General features: G+C 56.9%; 18 protein-coding genes. 14 read left to right on the plus strand and 4 right to left on the minus strand.

Translation table 11 applies throughout. The features are described from left to right. The first annotated feature begins 8 nt into the window (after positions 1-8). Together ACYZT4_RS07235 and ACYZT4_RS07240 are read left to right on the plus strand one after the other, a co-directional pair. Positions 9-809 (plus strand): methyl-accepting chemotaxis protein, encoded by an 801-nt coding sequence (locus ACYZT4_RS07235; RefSeq protein ID WP_461988580.1) that lies wholly within the window; start codon positions 9-11, stop codon positions 807-809. Between the two features lie 23 nt (positions 810-832). After that, complete coding sequence (locus tag ACYZT4_RS07240; protein WP_461986477.1) at positions 833-1,594, plus strand: DUF2889 domain-containing protein; 762 nt, start codon at positions 833-835, stop codon at positions 1,592-1,594. 35 nt (positions 1,595-1,629) lie between these two features. Here the strand turns inward: ACYZT4_RS07240 and ACYZT4_RS07245 are convergent, their stop codons facing one another. Together ACYZT4_RS07245 and ACYZT4_RS07250 are read right to left on the minus strand one after the other, a co-directional pair. Next, positions 1,630-2,865, minus strand: a complete 1,236-nt coding sequence (locus tag ACYZT4_RS07245; protein ID WP_461986479.1) for a CaiB/BaiF CoA transferase family protein — start codon at positions 2,863-2,865, stop codon at positions 1,630-1,632. 17 nt (positions 2,866-2,882) lie between these two features. Beyond that, positions 2,883-3,680 carry a crotonase/enoyl-CoA hydratase family protein gene (locus tag ACYZT4_RS07250; RefSeq protein WP_461986481.1) on the minus strand — a complete coding sequence of 266 codons (798 nt, stop codon included), beginning with the start codon at positions 3,678-3,680 and terminating at the stop codon, positions 2,883-2,885. Positions 3,681-3,865: 185 nt separating this feature from the next. On the opposite strand from ACYZT4_RS07250, the gene ACYZT4_RS07255 reads away from it, so the two are divergent. The 8 genes from ACYZT4_RS07255 to ACYZT4_RS07290 all read left to right on the plus strand — a co-directional run bounded on the left by ACYZT4_RS07255 (position 3,866) and on the right by ACYZT4_RS07290 (position 11,936). Continuing rightward, on the plus strand, positions 3,866-5,554 hold the full coding sequence (locus ACYZT4_RS07255) for an MFS transporter (RefSeq protein WP_461986483.1): 1,689 nt from the start codon (positions 3,866-3,868) through the stop codon (positions 5,552-5,554). Between the two features lie 10 nt (positions 5,555-5,564). Further along, a complete protein-coding gene (locus tag ACYZT4_RS07260; protein ID WP_461988582.1) occupies positions 5,565-7,214 on the plus strand; it encodes an electron transfer flavoprotein-ubiquinone oxidoreductase in 1,650 nt (549 codons plus the stop codon). Between the two features lie 65 nt (positions 7,215-7,279). After that, entirely contained in the window at positions 7,280-8,056 is a 777-nt protein-coding gene (locus ACYZT4_RS07265) for an enoyl-CoA hydratase (protein ID WP_461988583.1), read from the plus strand. A gap of 10 nt (positions 8,057-8,066) precedes the next feature. Then, positions 8,067-8,510 carry a PaaI family thioesterase gene (locus tag ACYZT4_RS07270; protein ID WP_461986485.1) on the plus strand — a complete coding sequence of 148 codons (444 nt, stop codon included), beginning with the start codon at positions 8,067-8,069 and terminating at the stop codon, positions 8,508-8,510. 23 nt (positions 8,511-8,533) lie between these two features. Then, on the plus strand, positions 8,534-9,016 hold the full coding sequence (locus tag ACYZT4_RS07275) for a PaaI family thioesterase (protein ID WP_461986487.1): 483 nt from the start codon (positions 8,534-8,536) through the stop codon (positions 9,014-9,016). 14 nt (positions 9,017-9,030) lie between these two features. Next, positions 9,031-10,041, plus strand: a complete 1,011-nt coding sequence (locus ACYZT4_RS07280; protein ID WP_461986489.1) for an NAD(P)H-dependent flavin oxidoreductase — start codon at positions 9,031-9,033, stop codon at positions 10,039-10,041. A gap of 35 nt (positions 10,042-10,076) precedes the next feature. After that, entirely contained in the window at positions 10,077-10,763 is a 687-nt protein-coding gene (locus tag ACYZT4_RS07285; RefSeq protein WP_461986491.1) for an enoyl-CoA hydratase-related protein, read from the plus strand. A 27-nt stretch (positions 10,764-10,790) separates the two neighbouring features. Beyond that, positions 10,791-11,936 carry a CaiB/BaiF CoA transferase family protein gene (locus tag ACYZT4_RS07290; RefSeq protein ID WP_461986492.1) on the plus strand — a complete coding sequence of 382 codons (1,146 nt, stop codon included), beginning with the start codon at positions 10,791-10,793 and terminating at the stop codon, positions 11,934-11,936. Here ACYZT4_RS07290 and ACYZT4_RS07295 read toward each other — a convergent pair. Continuing rightward, a complete protein-coding gene (locus ACYZT4_RS07295) occupies positions 11,928-12,869 on the minus strand; it encodes a LysR substrate-binding domain-containing protein (RefSeq protein WP_461986494.1) in 942 nt (313 codons plus the stop codon). The genes ACYZT4_RS07290 and ACYZT4_RS07295 overlap by 9 nt on opposite strands. Positions 12,870-12,899: 30 nt before the next feature. Next, a complete protein-coding gene (locus ACYZT4_RS07300; protein WP_461986496.1) occupies positions 12,900-13,475 on the minus strand; it encodes a hypothetical protein in 576 nt (191 codons plus the stop codon). Positions 13,476-13,651: 176 nt separating this feature from the next. Between ACYZT4_RS07300 and ACYZT4_RS07305 the strand changes: the two genes are divergently transcribed. The 4 genes from ACYZT4_RS07305 (at position 13,652) to ACYZT4_RS07320 (ending at position 18,363) form a co-directional block, all read left to right on the plus strand. After that, positions 13,652-15,004, plus strand: a complete 1,353-nt coding sequence (locus ACYZT4_RS07305) for an amidohydrolase family protein (RefSeq protein ID WP_461986498.1) — start codon at positions 13,652-13,654, stop codon at positions 15,002-15,004. 125 nt (positions 15,005-15,129) lie between these two features. Continuing rightward, positions 15,130-16,380: an acetyl-CoA hydrolase/transferase family protein gene (locus ACYZT4_RS07310; protein ID WP_461986500.1), complete on the plus strand. Its 1,251-nt coding sequence runs from the start codon at positions 15,130-15,132 to the stop codon at positions 16,378-16,380. A gap of 29 nt (positions 16,381-16,409) precedes the next feature. Beyond that, positions 16,410-17,606, plus strand: a complete 1,197-nt coding sequence (locus tag ACYZT4_RS07315) for an acetyl-CoA C-acetyltransferase (RefSeq protein ID WP_461986502.1) — start codon at positions 16,410-16,412, stop codon at positions 17,604-17,606. A gap of 211 nt (positions 17,607-17,817) precedes the next feature. Next, a complete protein-coding gene (locus ACYZT4_RS07320; protein WP_461986504.1) occupies positions 17,818-18,363 on the plus strand; it encodes a MarR family winged helix-turn-helix transcriptional regulator in 546 nt (181 codons plus the stop codon). Positions 18,364-19,319: the final 956 nt, after the last annotated feature.

Here is a 19,319-nt window from a genome sequence, read left to right on the forward strand (position 1 = left end):
TCTCTCTGGTGGCTGACAGCGCCTACAATGCGTCGCGCCATGTATCGGCATCATCCAACAACCAGAGCGAGGCCGCGACTCTGATCGCCGCAGCGGTCGAGCAGATTTCGGTAAGCATTGGGCAGGTCAGTGAAAGTACGCAGGATGCTTTGCTGCGTGCTCAGCAAGCGGGCGAAACGGCAAGCCAGGGCAGCGCCATCATCACCCGCAACACCCTGGAAATGGAGCTGATCGCCTCGACGGTCAGTGACACCGGCGTGACCATCACTGATTTGGGCCAGCAGTCGGACAAAATATCAATGGTCATGCAGGTCATTCGGGACGTCGCCGAGCAGACCAATCTGCTGGCACTCAACGCTGCGATTGAGGCAGCACGCGCGGGTGAGCAAGGACGCGGATTTGCCGTGGTAGCCGACGAGGTCCGCAAGCTCGCTGCACGGACCTCGGTGTCGTCAGATGAAATTGCGCAGGTAGTCACGACTATTCAGGCGTCTGCTCGCCAAGCCATGAGCCGGATGCTCAGCGTCACTGATCGGGTGGTTGCCGGGAAGCAGTTGTCAGACCAAGCGGCTGACCGCATGAAAACGACTCAAGTGAGCGCGAGTCAAGTGGGTGAAGCCATTGAATCAATCGCCGGCGCCATCGAACAGCAGAACACGGCGACACAAGACATTGCGCGAAGGGTCGAATTGGTGGCGCGCATGAGCGAAGAAAACAGCAAATCTGCTAGTCAGACTTTGGACATTTCCAGCCAACTGAATACCTTGGCGCGATCACTGCAGGCTACAGCCGGACAGTTTCGGGTTTGACCGTTGGTACGACAGGAGGCTTTATGCACAATGATTTGATGCCGCTCAACGCGCTGTACGGAAAGGGTTGTTATCGACGAAGGATATTGCTTCAACGCGGTGACCGCTCAGTCGTCGCGCAACTGGAAGACGACTATCACGCCTTTCGCCTGACGCTTGACCACGACGGGGAATGCATGACCCGGATTGAAGCCCGGAGCCTGCGTATCCCGACCACCGCATGCCTTGAGGCACCAGCGCTGTTACAGGCGTTGGTTGGCCGTCCTCTGACCCCGGATCGTCTGCAGTTTCGCAAGGACACCGCGCCACGCCTGCATTGCACGCATTTGCATGACTTGCTGTGGCTGGCGATAGCGCACGCGGGTCGAAGCAGCGAGCTACGGCTGTATGACATTGAAGTACCGGACTTACAGGACGGTGTTACTCGGGTGAGTGTTCAGCTCAATGGTCAGGAAGTCCTGGCCTGGGAGACGGATCTCGACGCCCTGCTGGGCCCTGCAGAACATGCGGGAAAACCATTACGCAACGGCTTTTCCCACTGGGTCTCTCAGGAGTACAGCGGCGACCAGCTGGAAGCGGCCTATGTTCTGCAGATTGCAATCATGGTAGCGGGTGCGCGCCAACTGGACGTGGAGGCGATGCGTGCGGCTCGGGTTCAGCCTGTCAAAGCACTGTTGGGTGCTTGCCATGCATTTCAAGCCGATATCATTGGCCGCGCGATTCCCGTATTGGGTACAGTCCGCGATTTCAGTGAGCGCCCACAGGAGCTACTGCTATTTAAGTGAAGGCGCCTGTTAGCGCCCTCCTCTTATGCTCATCATCAGACGATGCGATTTTGTCTCAAATCCTGGACCGCCCGGTCATCCAGCCCCAATAAGTCTTTAAGAATTTCGTCAGTGTGTTCTCCCTGGGTCGGAGGCGCCGTGTACTCGGTAATTGGCGTCCCGGAGAACTTCACCGGGTTGGCCACGAGCTTTACCTTGCCACTCGCTGCCAAGGGGTGCTCGGCTTCAATACACATGTTGCGCGACTGAACGTGAGGGTCGGCGAACACCTTGTCCAAGGTGTTAATAGGCCCCGCCGGCACACCAGCCTCATCCAGCGCGATCAGCAAATCGTCCAACTGCCACGTTGCCATCAGCGGTTCAAACACTTCTCCCAACGCGCGACGATTGATTACGCGCAGCGCGATTTCCGAGAAACGCTCGTCAGTGGTCAGCTCCGGATGACCGAGCACGTCGCACAGGCGCGCGTACTGCTCGTTGTTTCCGGCCACCACCATTATGTCGCCGTCGGCACAATGGAACATCCGCGACGGCATACCGCCATTACCTTCGGTCCCCCGTCGCACCGGCACCTCACCGGAGACCAGGTACTGACTGGCGTAATGGGAGGTCGCTGCAATCAGAGAGTCGAGCAAGGCGACGTCTATGTGTTGGCCAGGCTCGCCATCCAGATCGCGCGCATAGAGCGCGGCCTGGATTGCATAGGCGGCGTATTGGCCCGCCAGGATGTCAGCCAGGCTAGGCCCGGTTTTCATCGGACCACCACCCGGGACATCGTCCGGCAGACCGGTGATGCTCATCAACCCGCCCATAGCTTGGAAAATTGAGTCATAACCCGGCCGAGGAGCGTACGGGCCAGTCTGGCCAAAGCCGGTCAACGAGCAATAAATCAGATTCGGATTGACCTGCTTCAGGCTTTCATAATCAAGCCCGTAGCGCTTCAAATCACCGACCTTATAGTTTTCTAGCAGCACATCGCACTTGGCGACTAGCGCACGGATCAGCGCTTGCCCATCGGGTTTCGAGATGTCGCAGTTGAGGGATTTCTTGTTGCGGTTGGTGCTGATGTAAAACGACGATTCACGCGTGTTGTTTCCTTCGGCATCCTTAAGGAACGGGGGGCCGAACTGTCGTGAATCATCGCCCTTGCCGGGGCGCTCGATCTTGATAACTTCGGCACCGAGGTCAGCAAGCATTTGCGCCGCCCAGGGGCCAGCGAGAATTCTACTCATATCCAGCACGCGAATACGAGAAAGTGGGCCTTTAGCCATTTTGTTATGTCCTTTCCTTAACGTCCGATAAAACGCGCAGTGCGCTTTTCGACAAACGACTGTACGCCCTCTTTGGCGTCCTCAGTGTTGTAGAGAAACTTCTGCGTCGATTGAATCTTCGAGTACGCTGTAAGCCAGCCTTGCCCGAGGGAAATTCGCGCATTTTCACGCGTTGCCTGAACCGCCAGCGGCGCTTGAGCCGCGATCTTTTCAGCGTATTCGAGGGCCTTCGCAAACTCCTCGCCCGGCTCAACCACATCCTGCACAAAGTTCATGCGATAGGCATCCTGGGCACTAAATTCGTCACCCGTCAGAAGCACCCTCATCGCATTGCCCCAGCCCGTGCGCTCTACCATTCTGATCGTGGCACCGCAGCCGGCCATGATCCCGCGCTTGACCTCCAGTTGAGAGAACCGGCAATTGCTCGCGGCGACTGCAATGTCGCTGGCCAGCATCAGTTCGACCGCAACGGTGAAGCAAATGCCTTTGAGGGCAATCACCACGGGTTTTTTACGTAGCGGCTCACGTAGATTGAAAGGGTCTGCCTCACTGGCCGGAAACAGCGCTTTACCCTCCTTGCGCAGCGGCGCGATCTTGGGCATGTCCAGGCCGGCAGTGAAGTGATCGCCTTCGGCATATAACAATCCGCAAAACAATTCCGGCGACTCTTCCAGCCGGGTAAACGCTTTCGCCAGCTCTTCGAACATCTTCGGTGTGAAGCCATTGCGCTTTTCGGGCCGGTCGATGCCGATCAACAATAAATTGCCCTGTTGCCGAGCTATCACCTGCCCATCTGGATCGCGTTCATCAGTCATATGGCGGCCCCCTTTCTCACTGGCTTGCGGCTTTGCTTCGTGACGTCGGTGCTTTGTCCCGCCACCTGAAACCCACGGAAGCGCATTGACAGCCACTAACGCTGTATTCAGAATGCTAAACACTGTTCACAATATTGGCAATAGCTCGATCCCGTTCAACGCTTGCTCTGACCTTGGATGGACACATGCCGCAGCGTGACTCTGCCACCACTAGCGTTTCCTTGTCGCCACTGCACTATCCGCTGTATCGCGCAGTGTGGATTGCCACGCTCACGGCAAATGTCGGCGTCTGGATGCAGAACGTTGCGGCGGCCTGGCTGATGACCTCCATCAGTGAATCACCGCTGATGGTCGCGCTGATACAGACGGCGATTACGTTGCCTGCCTTTATGTTTGGATTGCCTGCGGGTGTAATGGCCGACTTGGTGGAGAAACGCAAGTTACTGTTGCTGACCCATACCTGGATGTTGATTGCCACCGGATTGCTGTGCCTGCTATTGCAACTCGATGCCATTACGCCATGGAGCCTCTTGCTTCTCACTTTTTTGCTGGGCAGTGGCAGTGCCGCAAGCATCCCAGCCTGGCAGGCCTCCACCTCGGACGCTGTACCTCGCGCAGCCTTGCAGGCGGCCATCAACCTGAACGGTATTGCCTATAATGCTGCCCGCGCCATCGGCCCGGCCTTCGCCGGGCTGGTAATCGCTGCGTCAGGCGCCAAGGCGGTGTTCACAATCAACATCGTATTGTTCCTGATCGTACTGTCGCTCTTCATCTTTGCGTATCGCCCCAACGTTGGCCCTGTGCTAACGAAGGAGCGACTATTTTCCGCAATGCGCGGGGGACTGCGCTACGTCCGGCATGCCAAACCCTTGCATAGCCACATAATTCGCACCTGCGCTTTTGTCGGCTGTGCTAGCAGTTTGTGGGCGCTCCTCCCCCTGGTAGCCAAAAATATCGACACCGGCGGTGCCAGTGTTTATGGACTGTTGCTAGGCAGCCTGGGCGCTGGTGCGGTGGCGGGTGGTTTGTTGTTACAGCGGTTTCGCAGTCACTTCAACAACCTGCACCGGTTAGTGATGGTGTCGAACCTTGCGTTTGCCGTCGCCATATTAATTGCCGCTTGGGCGCCTTCGCTATGGGTGATCTGCCCTGCACTGATCATCGGTGGCGCAAGCTGGATCAGTTTCAACTCGACCATCAGTGCGGCCTATCAGACCAGCCTTCCAGCCTGGGTCAGAGCGCGGGCACTGGCCATTTTCATGCTTACTTTTCAGGGTTCGATGGCACTGGGCGGAGTGTTTTGGGGCAGCATTGCCAATCATTTGAGCGTCGCCCGCACCTTGACCCTGGCTGCCGGCCTGATTGGTCTGAGCCTGTTACTTACCCGTCGTTTTCCGGTTCGCATGGGCCATGATGACGAAGTCACGTTGTCGCAACACTGGGCAGAACCAACCATCGTAGGGCACCTAGGACCCGACGATGGCCCAGTGGCGGTGCAGGTTGACTATTACATTCCGAACGAAAACCGTCTCGCGTTCACGCAAAGCATTTATCAGTTGGGCAAAGTTCGCCGTCGTGACGGGGCCAGCCATTGGTTGCTGTACCGCGATGTCTCCGACCCGGAACATTTCAGCGAGCGCTTCATCATTGCCTCCTGGGGCGAACATCAGCGCCAGAGGGGACGCGCCACCCTGGCTGACAGAGAGCAGGAGCAAGCATTGCATCAGTTCTTCAAGCCCGGCTCAAGCACGGTGATGTCGCTGTATATCGTCGCGCCCTATCCCGACTCCTCTGAAGATACCGCGACCCGAAAAACAACCGACGCCATCGTAGCGGCCGGTACTACGCCCCCAAGAGGAAAGAATTTTGTCTGATCGTGAATACATGGAATTCGACGTGGTGATCGTCGGTGCCGGCCCCGCGGGTCTTTCCGCCGCCTGCCGCCTGAAGCAGAAAGCTGCAGACGCGGGCCAGGAAATCAGCGTCTGCGTGGTGGAAAAAGGCTCCGAAGTCGGTGCTCACATTCTGTCGGGTGCCGTGTTCGAACCGCGCGCCCTGAACGAGCTGTTCCCTGATTGGAAAGAACTCGGGGCGCCACTGAACACCCCCGTCAAGCGCGATGACATCTATGTGCTCAGAAGTGCGGACGGCGCCAGCAAAGTGCCGGGCGTATTCGTGCCCAAGACCATGCACAATGAAGGCAACTATATTATCTCTTTGGGCAACCTGTGCCGCTGGTTGGCGCAGCAGGCGGAGAATCTGGGCGTCGAGATATACCCCGGCTTCACCGCACAGGAAGCGCTGTTTGACGAGAGCGGCGTAGTCCGCGGGATCATCACCGGTGATCTGGGCGTCGACCGCGAAGGCCATCCGAAAGAAGGCCTTTACACCCCCGGCATGGAACTGCGCGGCAAATACACGCTGTTCGCCGAAGGCTGCCGTGGTCATGTCGGCAAGCAATTGCTCAAGCGTTTCAACCTCGACACCGAAGCCGACGCTCAGCATTACGGAATCGGTTTGAAAGAAATCTGGGAAGTTGATCCGGCCAAACACGAGCAAGGGCTGGTGGTGCACACTGCTGGCTGGCCGCTTAACGTAGTGGGCACCGAGAATACTGGCGGCTCCTTCCTGTATCACCTGGAAAACAATCAGGTAGTGGTGGGTCTGATCGTCGATCTGTCGTACGCCAACGCCTACCTATCGCCGTTCGACGAATTCCAACGCCTCAAGCATCATCCGGTGCTCAAGCAGTACCTGGAAGGCGGCAAGCGCATCAGCTACGGAGCCCGCGCGATCTGCAAAGGCGGCTTGAATTCGTTGCCGAAAATGGTCTTCCCGGGCGGAGCGCTGATCGGTTGCGACCTCGGCACCCTGAACTTCGCCAAGATCAAGGGCAGCCACACCGCGATGAAGTCCGGCATGCTCGCAGCTGATGCCGTGGCTGACGCGCTGTTCGAGGGCCAGGACGGCGGCGATGTGCTGAACAAATACGTCGACGCCTTCAAGTCGAGCTGGCTGTATGAAGAGCTGTTCGCTAGCCGCAACTTTGGGCCTGCCCTGCACAAGTTCGGCCCGCTCCTTGGTGGCGCATTCAACTTCATCGATCAGAACCTGTTCGGCGGCAAGATCCCGTTCACCCTGCACGACACCAAGCCGGACTACACCTGCATGAAGCTGGCAGCGGACTCGACGCCGATTGCCTACCCGAAACCGGACGGCAAGCTCAGCTTCGACAAACTCAGCTCGGTGTTTATCTCTGGGACCAACCACGAAGAAGAGCAGCCGTGCCACCTGAAGCTGACCGACCCGAGCATCCCGATCAGCAAGAACCTGCCGCTGTACGATGAACCTGCCCAGCGCTATTGCCCGGCCGGCGTGTACGAAGTGGTGACCAAGGAAGACGGCGAGAGGCGCTTCCAGATCAACGCGCAGAACTGCGTGCACTGCAAAACCTGCGACATCAAAGACCCCTCGCAGAACATCACCTGGTGGGTGCCTGAAGGGGCCGGCGGTCCTAACTATCCGAACATGTGAACACCATCGACGGCCGCCCCTGTGGCCTCTGTAGAAACCTGGAGCGCGACATGAGTTATCAAGACATGACCCCGCACACCCTGATCCTTGATGTGCACGACCGGGTAGGCCTGATCCGCTTGAACAGACCTGAAGCCTACAATGCCCTCAACGATCAGTTGATGGACGAGTTGACGCTGGTGCTTGATGCCTTCGAAGCAGACGACGCTATCGGCGCGATTGTCATCACCGGCAGTAACAAGGCATTCGCCGCCGGGGCGGACATCAAGATGATGCGTGAGTGGGACATGATGGACGTGTTCAAACGCCAGTTCATCTCCGCCAATTGGGAGCGCGCGACGCGCTGTCGCAAGCCGATCGTGGCGGCGGTGGCTGGCCTGGCATTGGGGGGCGGCTGCGAGCTGGCAATGATGTGCGACATCATCCTGGCTGCGGACAACGCACGCTTCGCACTGCCGGAAATCACCCTCGCGACCATCCCCGGCGCCGGCGGTACTCAGCGCCTGACGCGCGCAATTGGCAAATCCAAGGCCATGGAAATGATTCTAAGTGGCCGTCCGATGCTCGCCGATGAAGCCGAACATTGCGGATTGGTCAGCCGAGTGCTGCCGGTTGATGAACTGTTGGACGAAGCGCTGGTGCTGGCGAAGAAAATCGCCAGCTTCTCGCTGCCGGTCTCGATGATTGCCAAGGAGTGCATCAACCGTGCATTCGAAAGCTCTCTGACAGAAGGTGTGATGTACGAGCGCCGCATGGCCTATGTCACCTTCGGCACCGAAGATCAGAAAGAAGGCATGGCCGCATTCAGCGAGAAGCGCCCTGCTGTGTTCACCCATCGCTGAGGACGGGACCATGACGATAAAACAAGAAGCGGTTCAATTGGTCCCCTATTCCGAATACCGCATGGAAGTGCCGTTCCTTGATCACTTGAGGGTCATGGTCGAGCGCCGAGATGAAGGCGCGGCCATGGTGGTTAACCTCGAGCGCGAACATATGAATGGCGGCATGCAGGCCCATGGCGGGCTAATCATGACCCTGCTGGACATGGCCATGGCCAGCGCCGCCCGCCATGGCGATGAACAGGATCGCTCCAGTGTCACGGTGGAGATGAAATGCAACTTCATCCGCCCCGGCGGTGCGGTCGGCGCAACCCTGCGAGCCAGCGGACGCTTGCGCCACTCGACTCGGTCTCTGGCCTTTTGCGAAGGTGACTTACATGACCTTGAGGGCCAATTGATTGCCACCGCCAGCGGCACGTTCAAGTACATGCACAAGCCGCTCAACACCGATATCTGAGCCTGGCACCGGGGATGTAAACGATGTCTGACACGAGCGATTTCCATATGACGGTTGCGGAATTACAGGCCGTAAGCAACCGCAACCCCTTCAACGCCTGGCTCGGTGTTCAGGTGCTGAGTGTCGACGCCGGGTCGGTCGTGCTGCGGGTCGGTGGGCGCGCTGAATTCATCGGCACTGCGATTTTGCAGCGAGTGCACGGCGGCATTCTCGGCAGCCTGATAGATGTCGCATGCGGTTATACGGTCATGGCCCGCACCGGCTTCGGCGTTTCTACAGTGTCACTCCACACTGACTTCCACCATGCCGCGAGCCTGGGTGAATTGCAGGTTGTAGGGAGGATTGTGCATCGCGGTAATCGTCTCAATTGTGCCGAAGCACACATCAGCGATGCCATGGGTCAATTGCTCGCCAGCGGGCGCGGTCACTTTTATAACACCCACACTGTCCTGCCCGAAGTGGCTGACAGGCTGGTAAACCCAACCAAAGGCTTTGAGCCTCGATAACTCGGTGACTCTCAATGCGTGAAGCTCTTTTCAAGACTCGGATAACCGAAATGCTAGGTATTCGCCATCCGATTCTGTGCGGTGGCATGGGGCCCAAGGTGTCCGACGCCCGCTACGTGGCGGCTGTCGTCAGGGCTGGCGGCATGGGTTTTATCGTCGCAGCCGGCTTTCCCGACCCAGACGAATTTCGCGATCAACTGCGGGCCTGCAAGTCATTGACCGGCGGAATGCCTTTTGGCGTCAACCTCTACATTTCCCGCCAGACGGGGGGTGCCGAGCGGTTGGATCGCCAGTTACAGATCCTTATTGAAGAAGAAGTGATGTGCGTGGAAACCGCTGGGGCCAGCCCGGAATCCATCGTTGCGCGACTTAAAGAAGCCGGCATCAAGGTGCTGCATAAGGTACCCGCAGTGAAGTATGCGCATACCGCTGCCCGGTTTGGCGTCGATGCCGTGATTATTGTCGGCAATGACTGCGGCGGCCATCCCGGGATATTCGGCATCAGTAGCATGGTCCAGGGCGCGCATGGCCCCTCCGTCATCGATCTGCCGGTGATCATCGGCGGCGGTATTGGCACCGGCAAGCAACTGGCGGCAACCCTTGCCATGGGGGCCGACGCAGTGATCATGGGCTCGCGCATGCTGGTGGCCGAAGAATTGAACATTCATGAGAACTACAAACAGTTGGTAGTACGCGGTGATGGCAGCGAAAGCGTGGTGGTAAAGAAAGCCATTCGAGACCACCACCGGGTATTGCACAACGACAGCGCCCGTGCGGTGATTGAGCTGGATGAGGCAAACGTCATTGACTTCGAGCAGTACCGTCCGCACGTGGTGGGCTCCCTCGCCACCCAGGCCTACGCCTCCGGCGACAGCAGCACTGGCATGCTGGATTACGGACCCGCAGTAGTTTTTGCCGACGCCATCAAACCGGTCGAACTCATTTTCGACGAAATGATCGACGACGCAACCCAAGCCATGCGCCGCCTGAACAAACTGGCATTGGTAGGCAGGCAGTCTGTATGACGACTGGCGTGCTGCTCCAATCCAGAAGTAAGGGCGTGCTGGCACTGACCCTAAATCGCCCGGCCGCGCGTAACGCACTCAATTTGGAACTGGCCAGGGCCCTGACTCTGGCACTGACAGCTTTCGAGAATGATCCTGAGTTGCACGTGGCAACCTTGACCGGGAGTGAACCGGCATTTTGCGCCGGGCTGGATCTCAAGGACTTTTCAGCACCCGATGCACCTCGCAGCGAAGTGGCGGCTCTGCTCGACCTGGTGCCTAACATGAGCAAGCCGATTATCGCCGCCGTGAACGGGCCGGCCATGACCGGGGGCTTGGAACTGGCGCTGGGGTGCGATTTCATCATTGCCTCGACCCTTGCCTGCTTCGCCGACACCCATACCAAAATCGGTGCACTGTCGGGAAGTGGCGCGACGTCTCGCCTGCCCTTCACTGTGGGCGTGCGCTGGGGCAAACAACTGAGCCTTACCGGCCAGCCAATCGACGCCGAAACGGCCTTGCGCATCGGGCTCGTCAACGAACTGCAAGCGCCTGAGACCTTACTCGAATACGTCCAGAGCCTTGCGGAGTGCATTGCCGCCCATGACTCGCAGCTGGTGGGTACGGTCAAACGCGTCCTCGACGATGGTGCACGCAGCTCTTTGGCCAATGCCCAAATTTTGGAGAAGAAAGCCTTGGCGGCCAGCAAGCTGAAGGGTGGCACGACCTGGAAAGCGCGATGAAGAAGCCCTCTCCCAGTAGGAGTTCCGATGAAACTTAACGGCGTAAAAGTCTTGGACCTGACACAGTTCATGCCCGGATCAGTCTTGACCGCGATGATGGCGGATCATGGCGCCGAGGTGATCAAGATCGAATCTCCCAGTGGCGATCCGACCCGACAACATGAGCACCGCGACAACCCTGACATGGCAGCCGCGACCCTGGGATTTTTCGCCGGCTGTAACCGGGGCAAATCCAGCTTGTCTCTGAACCTTAAGCGCTCTGCCGCCAAGGAAATCCTCTACAGCCTGGTTGAACAGGCCGACGTGTTGGTTGAATCTTTTCGCCCTGGCGTGGCCGATCGTCTTGGCTTGAGTTACGAGGTACTGCACGAGCGAAACCCGCGACTGATCTACTGCTCATTGAGCGCTTTTGGCCAGACCGGCCCTTTGTGCGACACCCCTGCCCATGACAGCGTGGTTCAGGCTTATGGCGGCTCCCTGCCCCTCGCCGAGGATGGAACGCCGGTCGCCGACTGCCTGCCAACTGCAGCCCTGGCGGGGGCGTTGAACGGTTTGGCTGCGATACTCATGGCATTGCTCGGTGTTCGCAGCAACGGCCGCGGCGAACGCATCGACATTGCGATGCGTGACTGCCTGTTGCCGGCGCAGCCCTTTCGCCCTCGCACACAAACCAATAACGCTGAGCACGCCCTGGCGATGTGTAGTGCTTATCGTACCGCCGATAACTTATGGCTTTGCCTGGGCGGTCGGGAACGACTGTTCTGCGAAAACCTGCTGACGCCACTGGGGCGTGCGGATCTGATTGAAGTCGCCACGGGACCTGCGGGTAGTGATCAGGGTCCCGTCCATGCATTTCTTGCCGAGACTTTCAGCAAACACACTCAGGCCTATTGGCTCTCCTGGCTGGAAACGCGCGGCGTCAGTGCTGCGCCCGTACTCTCTTTAGGAGATGCGCTCAGGCACCCCCAGACAGAAGCACGACAGATGCTGCTGGTGGATGATCAAGGGCGTGAGCACGTCGGTACACCACTCAAATTCCAAGAAGAACCCGGGACGCCTGATCTGCGCGTGCCTCGATTGGGTGAGGACAACGTGAAGATATTGAAGGCCTTGGGCTACCGCGAACAAGAAATTGCTGCGTTGCGCAGGGGCGGCATCATACACTCACACTGAGTTATCGCCTGCCCCTTTGCTCTGTGCATCGCCCTCTCGAGCAGCAATTCGTTCGATGAGACTGATCATGCCACGCAACGCCGGTGTCAATGCCCGTGGAACCCATGCAACAGCGGCTTCGCCATGCATCGAATCAGGCAGATCTCGCACCGTAAGAAATCGCACACCCTCGATCGGCAGATGCCGCGCAGTGTCCTGCACGAAACCGACCCCCAGCTCGTTAGCCACCAGATTAAACATGCTGTAGGGCTGCGCGACTTGTTGAATGCGTTTGGGCGAAAACCCGACTTTTCGACAAGCGGACTCGAGTGCCGAATGAAAGTGGGGCGTCAGGTGCTGCGGCGATAGGACAAACGAATGGCCAGCGAGATCCGCAAGTCGCAGGGTTCCATTTTCGTCACCCAGTTTCCACATGGCCGGCACCGCCACAATGACCCGAGAGTACTCAATCACTCTGACATCCAGACCGTCGGTATTGACCATGTTGCGGTTGAGGATACCGATGTCCAGGCTACCGTTACGCAGCCCGTCGACCTGCTGGAAACTGAGTTGTTCATCGAGCTGAACTTCAATATTGGGCCAACGCTCGTTGAATACCTTGACCGCTGCCGGCAAAATTCGCATCGCACTCATCGGAGAGAAAGCGATTCGCATCCGGCTCAACTCCCCCCGCGCCTGGCGGCGCACGGCCTGTTCGGCAAAATCAACTTGAGCAATGATGGTAGCGGCCTCGCGCTGCAATACCTTGCCTGCAGGCGTCAGGCTGACTTGTCGGCTGGTGCGGTCTAGCAAGCGCGCATCAAGTGACTCTTCCAGCCGTTGAATGGATTGACTAAGTGGCGGTTGGGCCATTCCAAGCCGGGTGGCTGCTCGCCCAAAATGCAACTCTTCGGCTACTACGATGAAGTGTCTGAGCTGTCGCAATTCCATCATCCACACCTGCCAGTAAGGGTTCGGAAAATATCAGACATGGCGCCAGCGCTGGTCCGAGAAGTGCACGACCAGACCGGCGTGAACGTCCGGGTGCAAGCCGGCAACCCCTGGCTGCAATAGGTTGTAGGCAAACTGTGTGTCTCCATACCAAACCGCTCCATCGCTGAGATCGGCCCGCCAACTGGCCGCAATGGCGCCATTGTGAAAGTGGTTTTTCAGCAGGCGAATCAAGAACAGTTCAGCAGATTTTACCGTGGCGGGTTGAAGATCAACCTCCATTCTGAAATCGATTTCCAATTGCCGACGCTTGCCGATCGGCGCACTCGTATCGGTGATTCGCGCTCTTACACTATGACTTTGTGACCGGGTATCGCCGCTCTGCCAAGCATCTTCATGACGTTGAGCCTCGTCACCCGCACCCGCCAACGAGCCAGGTTTGGCAAGCAAGGTGTCGAAATGCAGCGCCACCGTCACAGCCTCGCCAGAGTGAATTGCCGGCGAAGGTACGCACAAAACCAGAAAATCGTCGATGAACTCGGCGGGTCCTTCGATGAAGAGCGTCACCATGACTTTCGCAACAGTCGGGAAATCGGGCAATTTTGCCATGTACACCTCAAGGAATGCGTTAAAACCCAGCTTGGTTACAGATAATAAAATGAACGCCGTACACAAATATAAACATAAGCGCGGTTGCCAGCGCTACACGTCAGCGCAAGGCGTGGCGGCCTTAAAGACAAGAACGCAGCCTACTTTAGGCGCTCACCTCTCCGAGGGGGACAGGCTTGCGCACCGAACCTCCTCCAAAAGATTCATATCAAGTTGATATTAATCAATTGAAATACGATATGACATTTGCGTATACCGAACCTTTTGACAAGAATGGGCCAACGCACATTAGCGTGAACAGCGTTCATAATAATAGTAACCGGAGATCAGTGATGAGCACGTACAACGGCGCGATTTTCGACGGCGATACGCATATTTACGAGCAACCCGACTCTTGGAGCCGTTATCTGCCCAAGGAATTGGAAAAGGATTGGAGCTTTCAGTGGCGCGTCGGTGCCGATGGCGAATACGCCCTTTACGTGGGGCAGAAGAAAGTGGAGGTCAGCGCCGGTTATTTCACCGCAGACGGCAAAGTACCTCCGCCAGGCAAACTGCATGAATGGTTACGAGCCATGAAAGATGGCCATGGTGAAGTGGAAATGCGCGTCGACATGACGCCGGACATGTACAACGCTGAAGACCGGCTGAAAAAGATGGACGAGTTTGGCGTGGAAGGCTGCTTCATGTACTGCGGCAACATGGTAGCCGCGGTCAGCTACTTGAACGATCCGAAGCCTGCTGCCGAGGTGTTGCATGCCTACAACCGCTGGATGCTCGACGAATGGAAATTCAATCACTCCGACCGAATCTATTCCGCGCCGCTGATCTCCCTGGCCGATATCGATTCGGCGATTAAAGAAGCCGAGTTCGTGGTGAAGAACGGTGCTCGCCTGGTGCTGATGCCAATGGGGCCGAACGAAATCGGGCGCTCTCCTGCCGACCCTTACTACGACCGCTTCTGGTCAATTCTCAATGAAGCCCACGTTCGTGTGGTCTATCACGTCTCTGAAGCCATCTACCTCAAGCACCACATGGCAGTTTGGGGCGAGCTGATGCAGCAATCGCGGATGCGCCAGTCGGCCTTCGTCTGGATGCATGGCTACAGCGAGCGCCCAGTGATCGAGACCATCTCGAACTTCATTTTCTGGAATTTTTTCGAACGTTTCCCGAACATCAAATTGCTTTCGGCCGAAAACGGCGCCGAGTGGGTTCCAAACATGCTGGTGAAGATGGACAAGGTCCGCGGCATGGCAAAGATGGGGCTATGGCCAGCGGGGCAATTGAAAGAGCGCCCAAGCGTGATCTTCAAGCGCCACGTAGGTGTCGTCGCCTACCCGGAAGACAATATTCGCAGTTTGATCGATCAGACAGGCAGCGCCGATTGGATCATCACTGGTTCAGACTACCCGCACGCCGAGGGTGTACCGACCCCCGCCGACTTCATCGGTGAGGCACTGACCAACTGCAGCGTCGATGAACAACGCAAGATCATGTACGAGAACGGTAAGAAATTTATTGCCATAAGCTGACGTACGCTGCCCCACAATGAAGCCCTCGCCGTGCGAGGGCTTTTTTATTTAAGCCAAAAAAGCGCTTGCTGCGTGTCCTTGGCATCATGTTATTCTGAACGCAGTTCATAATAACGAATAAAGCCATGACTCTGCACACATCGCTTGAGCGTCTAGATCTTTCCCGCTGGATCCAGCCCGGCGATACCGTTCTTTGGGGCCAGGCAAATGCCGAGCCGCTACCCTTGACTCAAGTATTGATGAGACAGCGGGCTAAGATGGGGCAGATACGGGTCATGCTCGGCCTTACCAACAGCGACACGTGCCGCCCCGAGCATGCAGACCACATCAGTTTTGTTTCCTACTGCGGCGGCGGAGCGAACCGCGCCCTCGCCAAGGCTGGTGTTCTGGATATCCTGCCCTGCCATTACTCGCAGTTCCCGGAAATGATTCGGGAGGGTTCGCTAAAAATCGATGTGCTGATGCTGCAACTCGCACCGCCTGACGAGCACGGCCGTTATAGTCTGAGCCTTGCCCATGAATATCTGTTGCCAGCGCTTGAGCAGGCTCGTCTGGTCATCGCCGAGGTTAATCAGCAGGCACCCTGGACTTACGGCGAACGCTATCTGTACAAAGAAGACATTGATTGCATTGTTGAAACCTCGCGACCACCGCAGGAAAACGTTGCTGCCAGTCCTGGCAGAATCGAGCAAGCGATTGCCAGCCATGTCGCGGCTCTGATTGAAGATGGATCCACCTTGCAATTCGGCCTCGGCGCTATTCCAGAAGCTATTCTCAGCGCCCTGGGAAGCCATCGAGACCTCGGTGTGCATTCTGGCGCTATAGGCGACGGTGTGGTCGAGCTCATGGAAAAAGGCGTTATCAATAACGCTCGCAAGACCATTGACCAGGGTGTGACCATTGCCGGTGTACTAATGGGCAGTCACCGCCTTCACCGTTTTGCTCACTGCAATAGCTTGATCCAGATGCGCTCGACGGCCTACACGCATGACCCGCAGGTGTTAGGCAGCCTGGAGCGTTTCGTGGCACTGAATTCAGCCATCGAAGTGGATCTCAGTGGCCAGATAAACGCGGAAACGGCTGGCGGCGTCTATGTCGGTGCGGTGGGTGGGGCACTGGACTTCTTACGGGGAGCACGACGCTCTCGAGGGGGTTTACCTATTATCGCCCTGCCCTCAACTGCTGGCGTCAACACGCGCATCGTCTCGCGTATCAACGGACCGGTCAGTACGCCGCGCAGTGATGCGGGGCTGATTGTCACCGAATACGGTGTTGCCGATCTCCGAGGCCTAAGTCTCAGACAGCGTCGCTTGAAAATGCTTGACATCGCGCACCCCGATTTCCGCGAACAACTTGAACGAGATGCCGGTTTTTGAAAACCCAGCCACACCTGGAGAAATAGCTTATGAGACGTGCAGCGATTGTTGCTCCATTACGCACCCCGGTCGGAACCTTTGGCGGCAGCCTGCGGCAGGTTTCCGTTGAAGCGCTAGGCGCTCATGTGGTCAAGGCGATCCTAGAACGCACAGGGTTGGACCCGGCTCGCATCGAAGACATCGTGTTCGCGCAATCCTATGCCAACAGCGAAACGCCCTGCGTAGGTCGCTGGATCGGGCTGCAGGCCGGGTTACCGATCGAGGTCCCCGGCATGCAACTGGATCGCCGTTGTGGCGGCGGCCTGCAAGCGGTGATTACCGCGGCGATGATGGTCCAGACTGGGGCTGCGGATGTGGTCCTGGCGGGGGGCGTCGAGAGCATGAGCAACATCGAGTACTACTCGACGGACATGCGTTGGGGCTCGCGGTCGGGCAGCGTAAAAATGCATGACCGACTCGAACGAGGTCGTGAACGTTCGCAACCCAAAGAGCGTTTCGGCCCCATTTCCGGGATGATCGAAACCGCTGAAAATCTGGCTCGGGAATACCACATCAGCCGTGAAGAGGCCGACGCCTTCTCAGTACGTAGCCATCAACGAGCAGCCAGGGCCTGGGCGGACGGAAAATTTACCGATGAGGTGGTACCTATCAGCGTGCCCCAACGTAAAGGCGATCCGATTCTGTTCTGCCAGGATGAAGGATTTCGCGCCGACTCCAGCCTGGAATCGCTGGGAAAACTACGCCCATTGATAAAAGAAGGCACCGTGACCGCCGGCAACTCCAGCCAGCAGAACGATGCTGCCGCTGCCTGCCTGATTGTCGCCGAAGACAAACTTGAAGAACTGGGCCTCAAACCCATGGGTTTTCTCAGCGGATGGGCTGCCAGTGGCTGTCACCCGGCAATGATGGGCATCGGTCCGGTCCATGCCGTGAATAAGCTGCTGCTCAAGACGGGTTTGAAGCTGGACCAGATGGACCTGATCGAACTCAATGAAGCCTTTGCGTGTCAGGCACTGGCCGTCCTCAAAGGGTGGGGCTGGAACGATCCCGAGCGGCTGAACGTCAATGGTTCGGGCATTTCCCTCGGCCACCCCATTGGCGCCACAGGGGTGCGAATGCTCAGCACCCTGCTGCATGAACTGGAGCGACGCAAGGGCCGTTACGCTCTGGAGACCATGTGTATTGGCGGCGGCCAAGGACTAGCGGCTATCTTTGAACGCACCTGACAATGCTGGCAAGGCAGATCCGCTCATGGGCGGCTGGTTTTCAAAATGTGAACAATATGTTTGCGATGTAAATCGATGCAAGCCGGACCGCATCATCGTAACAGCGCCGGATGAGATCGATTTTTTGTGGTTATTTTGTCATTCGTATAGATAGCAAGCTTATTACCAGCAGGCCTATCGTTAGAAAACTATTACAGGTGCTGACTTTCCCATGACTGACATCCTGACGCTCGGTTTCGCCCTACATGACAGTGCCCGTCTGATGCGCAAGCGTTTTGAGCAGCGTGCCCGCCACGTGAGCCTGACCCGCTCTCAATGGCAAGTGCTAGCGATGCTGTCGACTCGGGAAGGAATTCATCAAAAGGGCCTAGCGGACTTATTGAAACTGGAGTCGGTCACCCTTGGGCACTTGCTCAACAAGATGGCTGAGCGCGGTTTGATCGACCGGCGCCGGCATCCTTCTGATCGGCGTCAGTCGCTGCTGTTCCTCACCGAGCAGGCCCATCCGTTGCTTGAGCTCATGCGGGACATGGGCCAGTTAACGCGCCAGGAAGCTATCGCCGGGTTCTCCCAGGAAGAGAGCGAACTGCTGTTGCATATGATGGAACGCGTGAGGTCGAACCTGATTGACGCATGTTGTGTGCCTATCGAAAAGGAGACGCGTGCTGAGCCGCGTCTGAAGTCATCCCCTGACCAAGAGTCCGATATTACCCAAGGTCTCACGAAAGGAAGGCACATCGTCTACAGAACCTCGTAAATCTAGCCACCATCAGCCCGACGACACTCAGGTTGGCCCATCTGTTGGCACTGTTTGAAAACTAATCACGCGCTCAGTTTTCAAGCAGTGCCAACATCATGTCGCATCTCCGGCTATATTAAGTCTGATAAAGGAATGTTATCCGCCGTTGTTTCCGAAGACGGACATTTCAGTCCTATGAGCGAACTCAATATTACCGATCAGCTACCTTTGGTCGACGCAACGCCGTTGGACCCATATGCCCTGGTGCTCAACGCCCAAGAAGTCGCAGCGCCCTTTATCGGGGCGGATACTGCAGTTATTACAGCGCGCAGCTCCCACTACCGTGGCTGCGCAGTTCGTTTTGGATAATCTGGCCCGGCCGTTAGCTGATGGCAGATGGGCGCCGCTGATTTATGTCCGTAGATGCTCACCCGCACACTAAAACGTATTAGCTATTGGGAATTAATCGGCAGTCACATTTCATAACCAGTAGCAGCAATAGGCGAATATGGTCTTTCAATAACTAATGCGAACACATCAGCGTTGAAGTTGCACTAAATCGCTGTATACATCATCAGAAGATGCGGCTAAGCCCCTTGAGTGAACCTATTTTTCATAATGTTTTCATAAGAAAAATTTGTTACATGACCAGAAATGCCTGCTAAAAACAACCGCCTATGCTTAAGAAATACTTCCGAACTATCGCACAACTGATGATGTGCCAACGCTCGAAAATTCATAAGCTGCAGCGCATGGAAGAAGGTGGCTGTTCGCCTCAGATCTGCATTTTGTGGAGTAAATGGAATTACGAAGGAATCAGTAAAAATCCAGTAGAGAGTGAGACGGAGAACCCCCCAAGATCAGACCAATTAAAAGAATCGCGAATACTCTGGCGAACACATCGCAATCTTCAAAGCCGGCACGCAAAGCAGAATCCTGATCAGGGAATCTTGACAGGGATATTTCGTACTCCC

Source organism: Pseudomonas sp. GB2N2 (assembly GCF_054897705.1).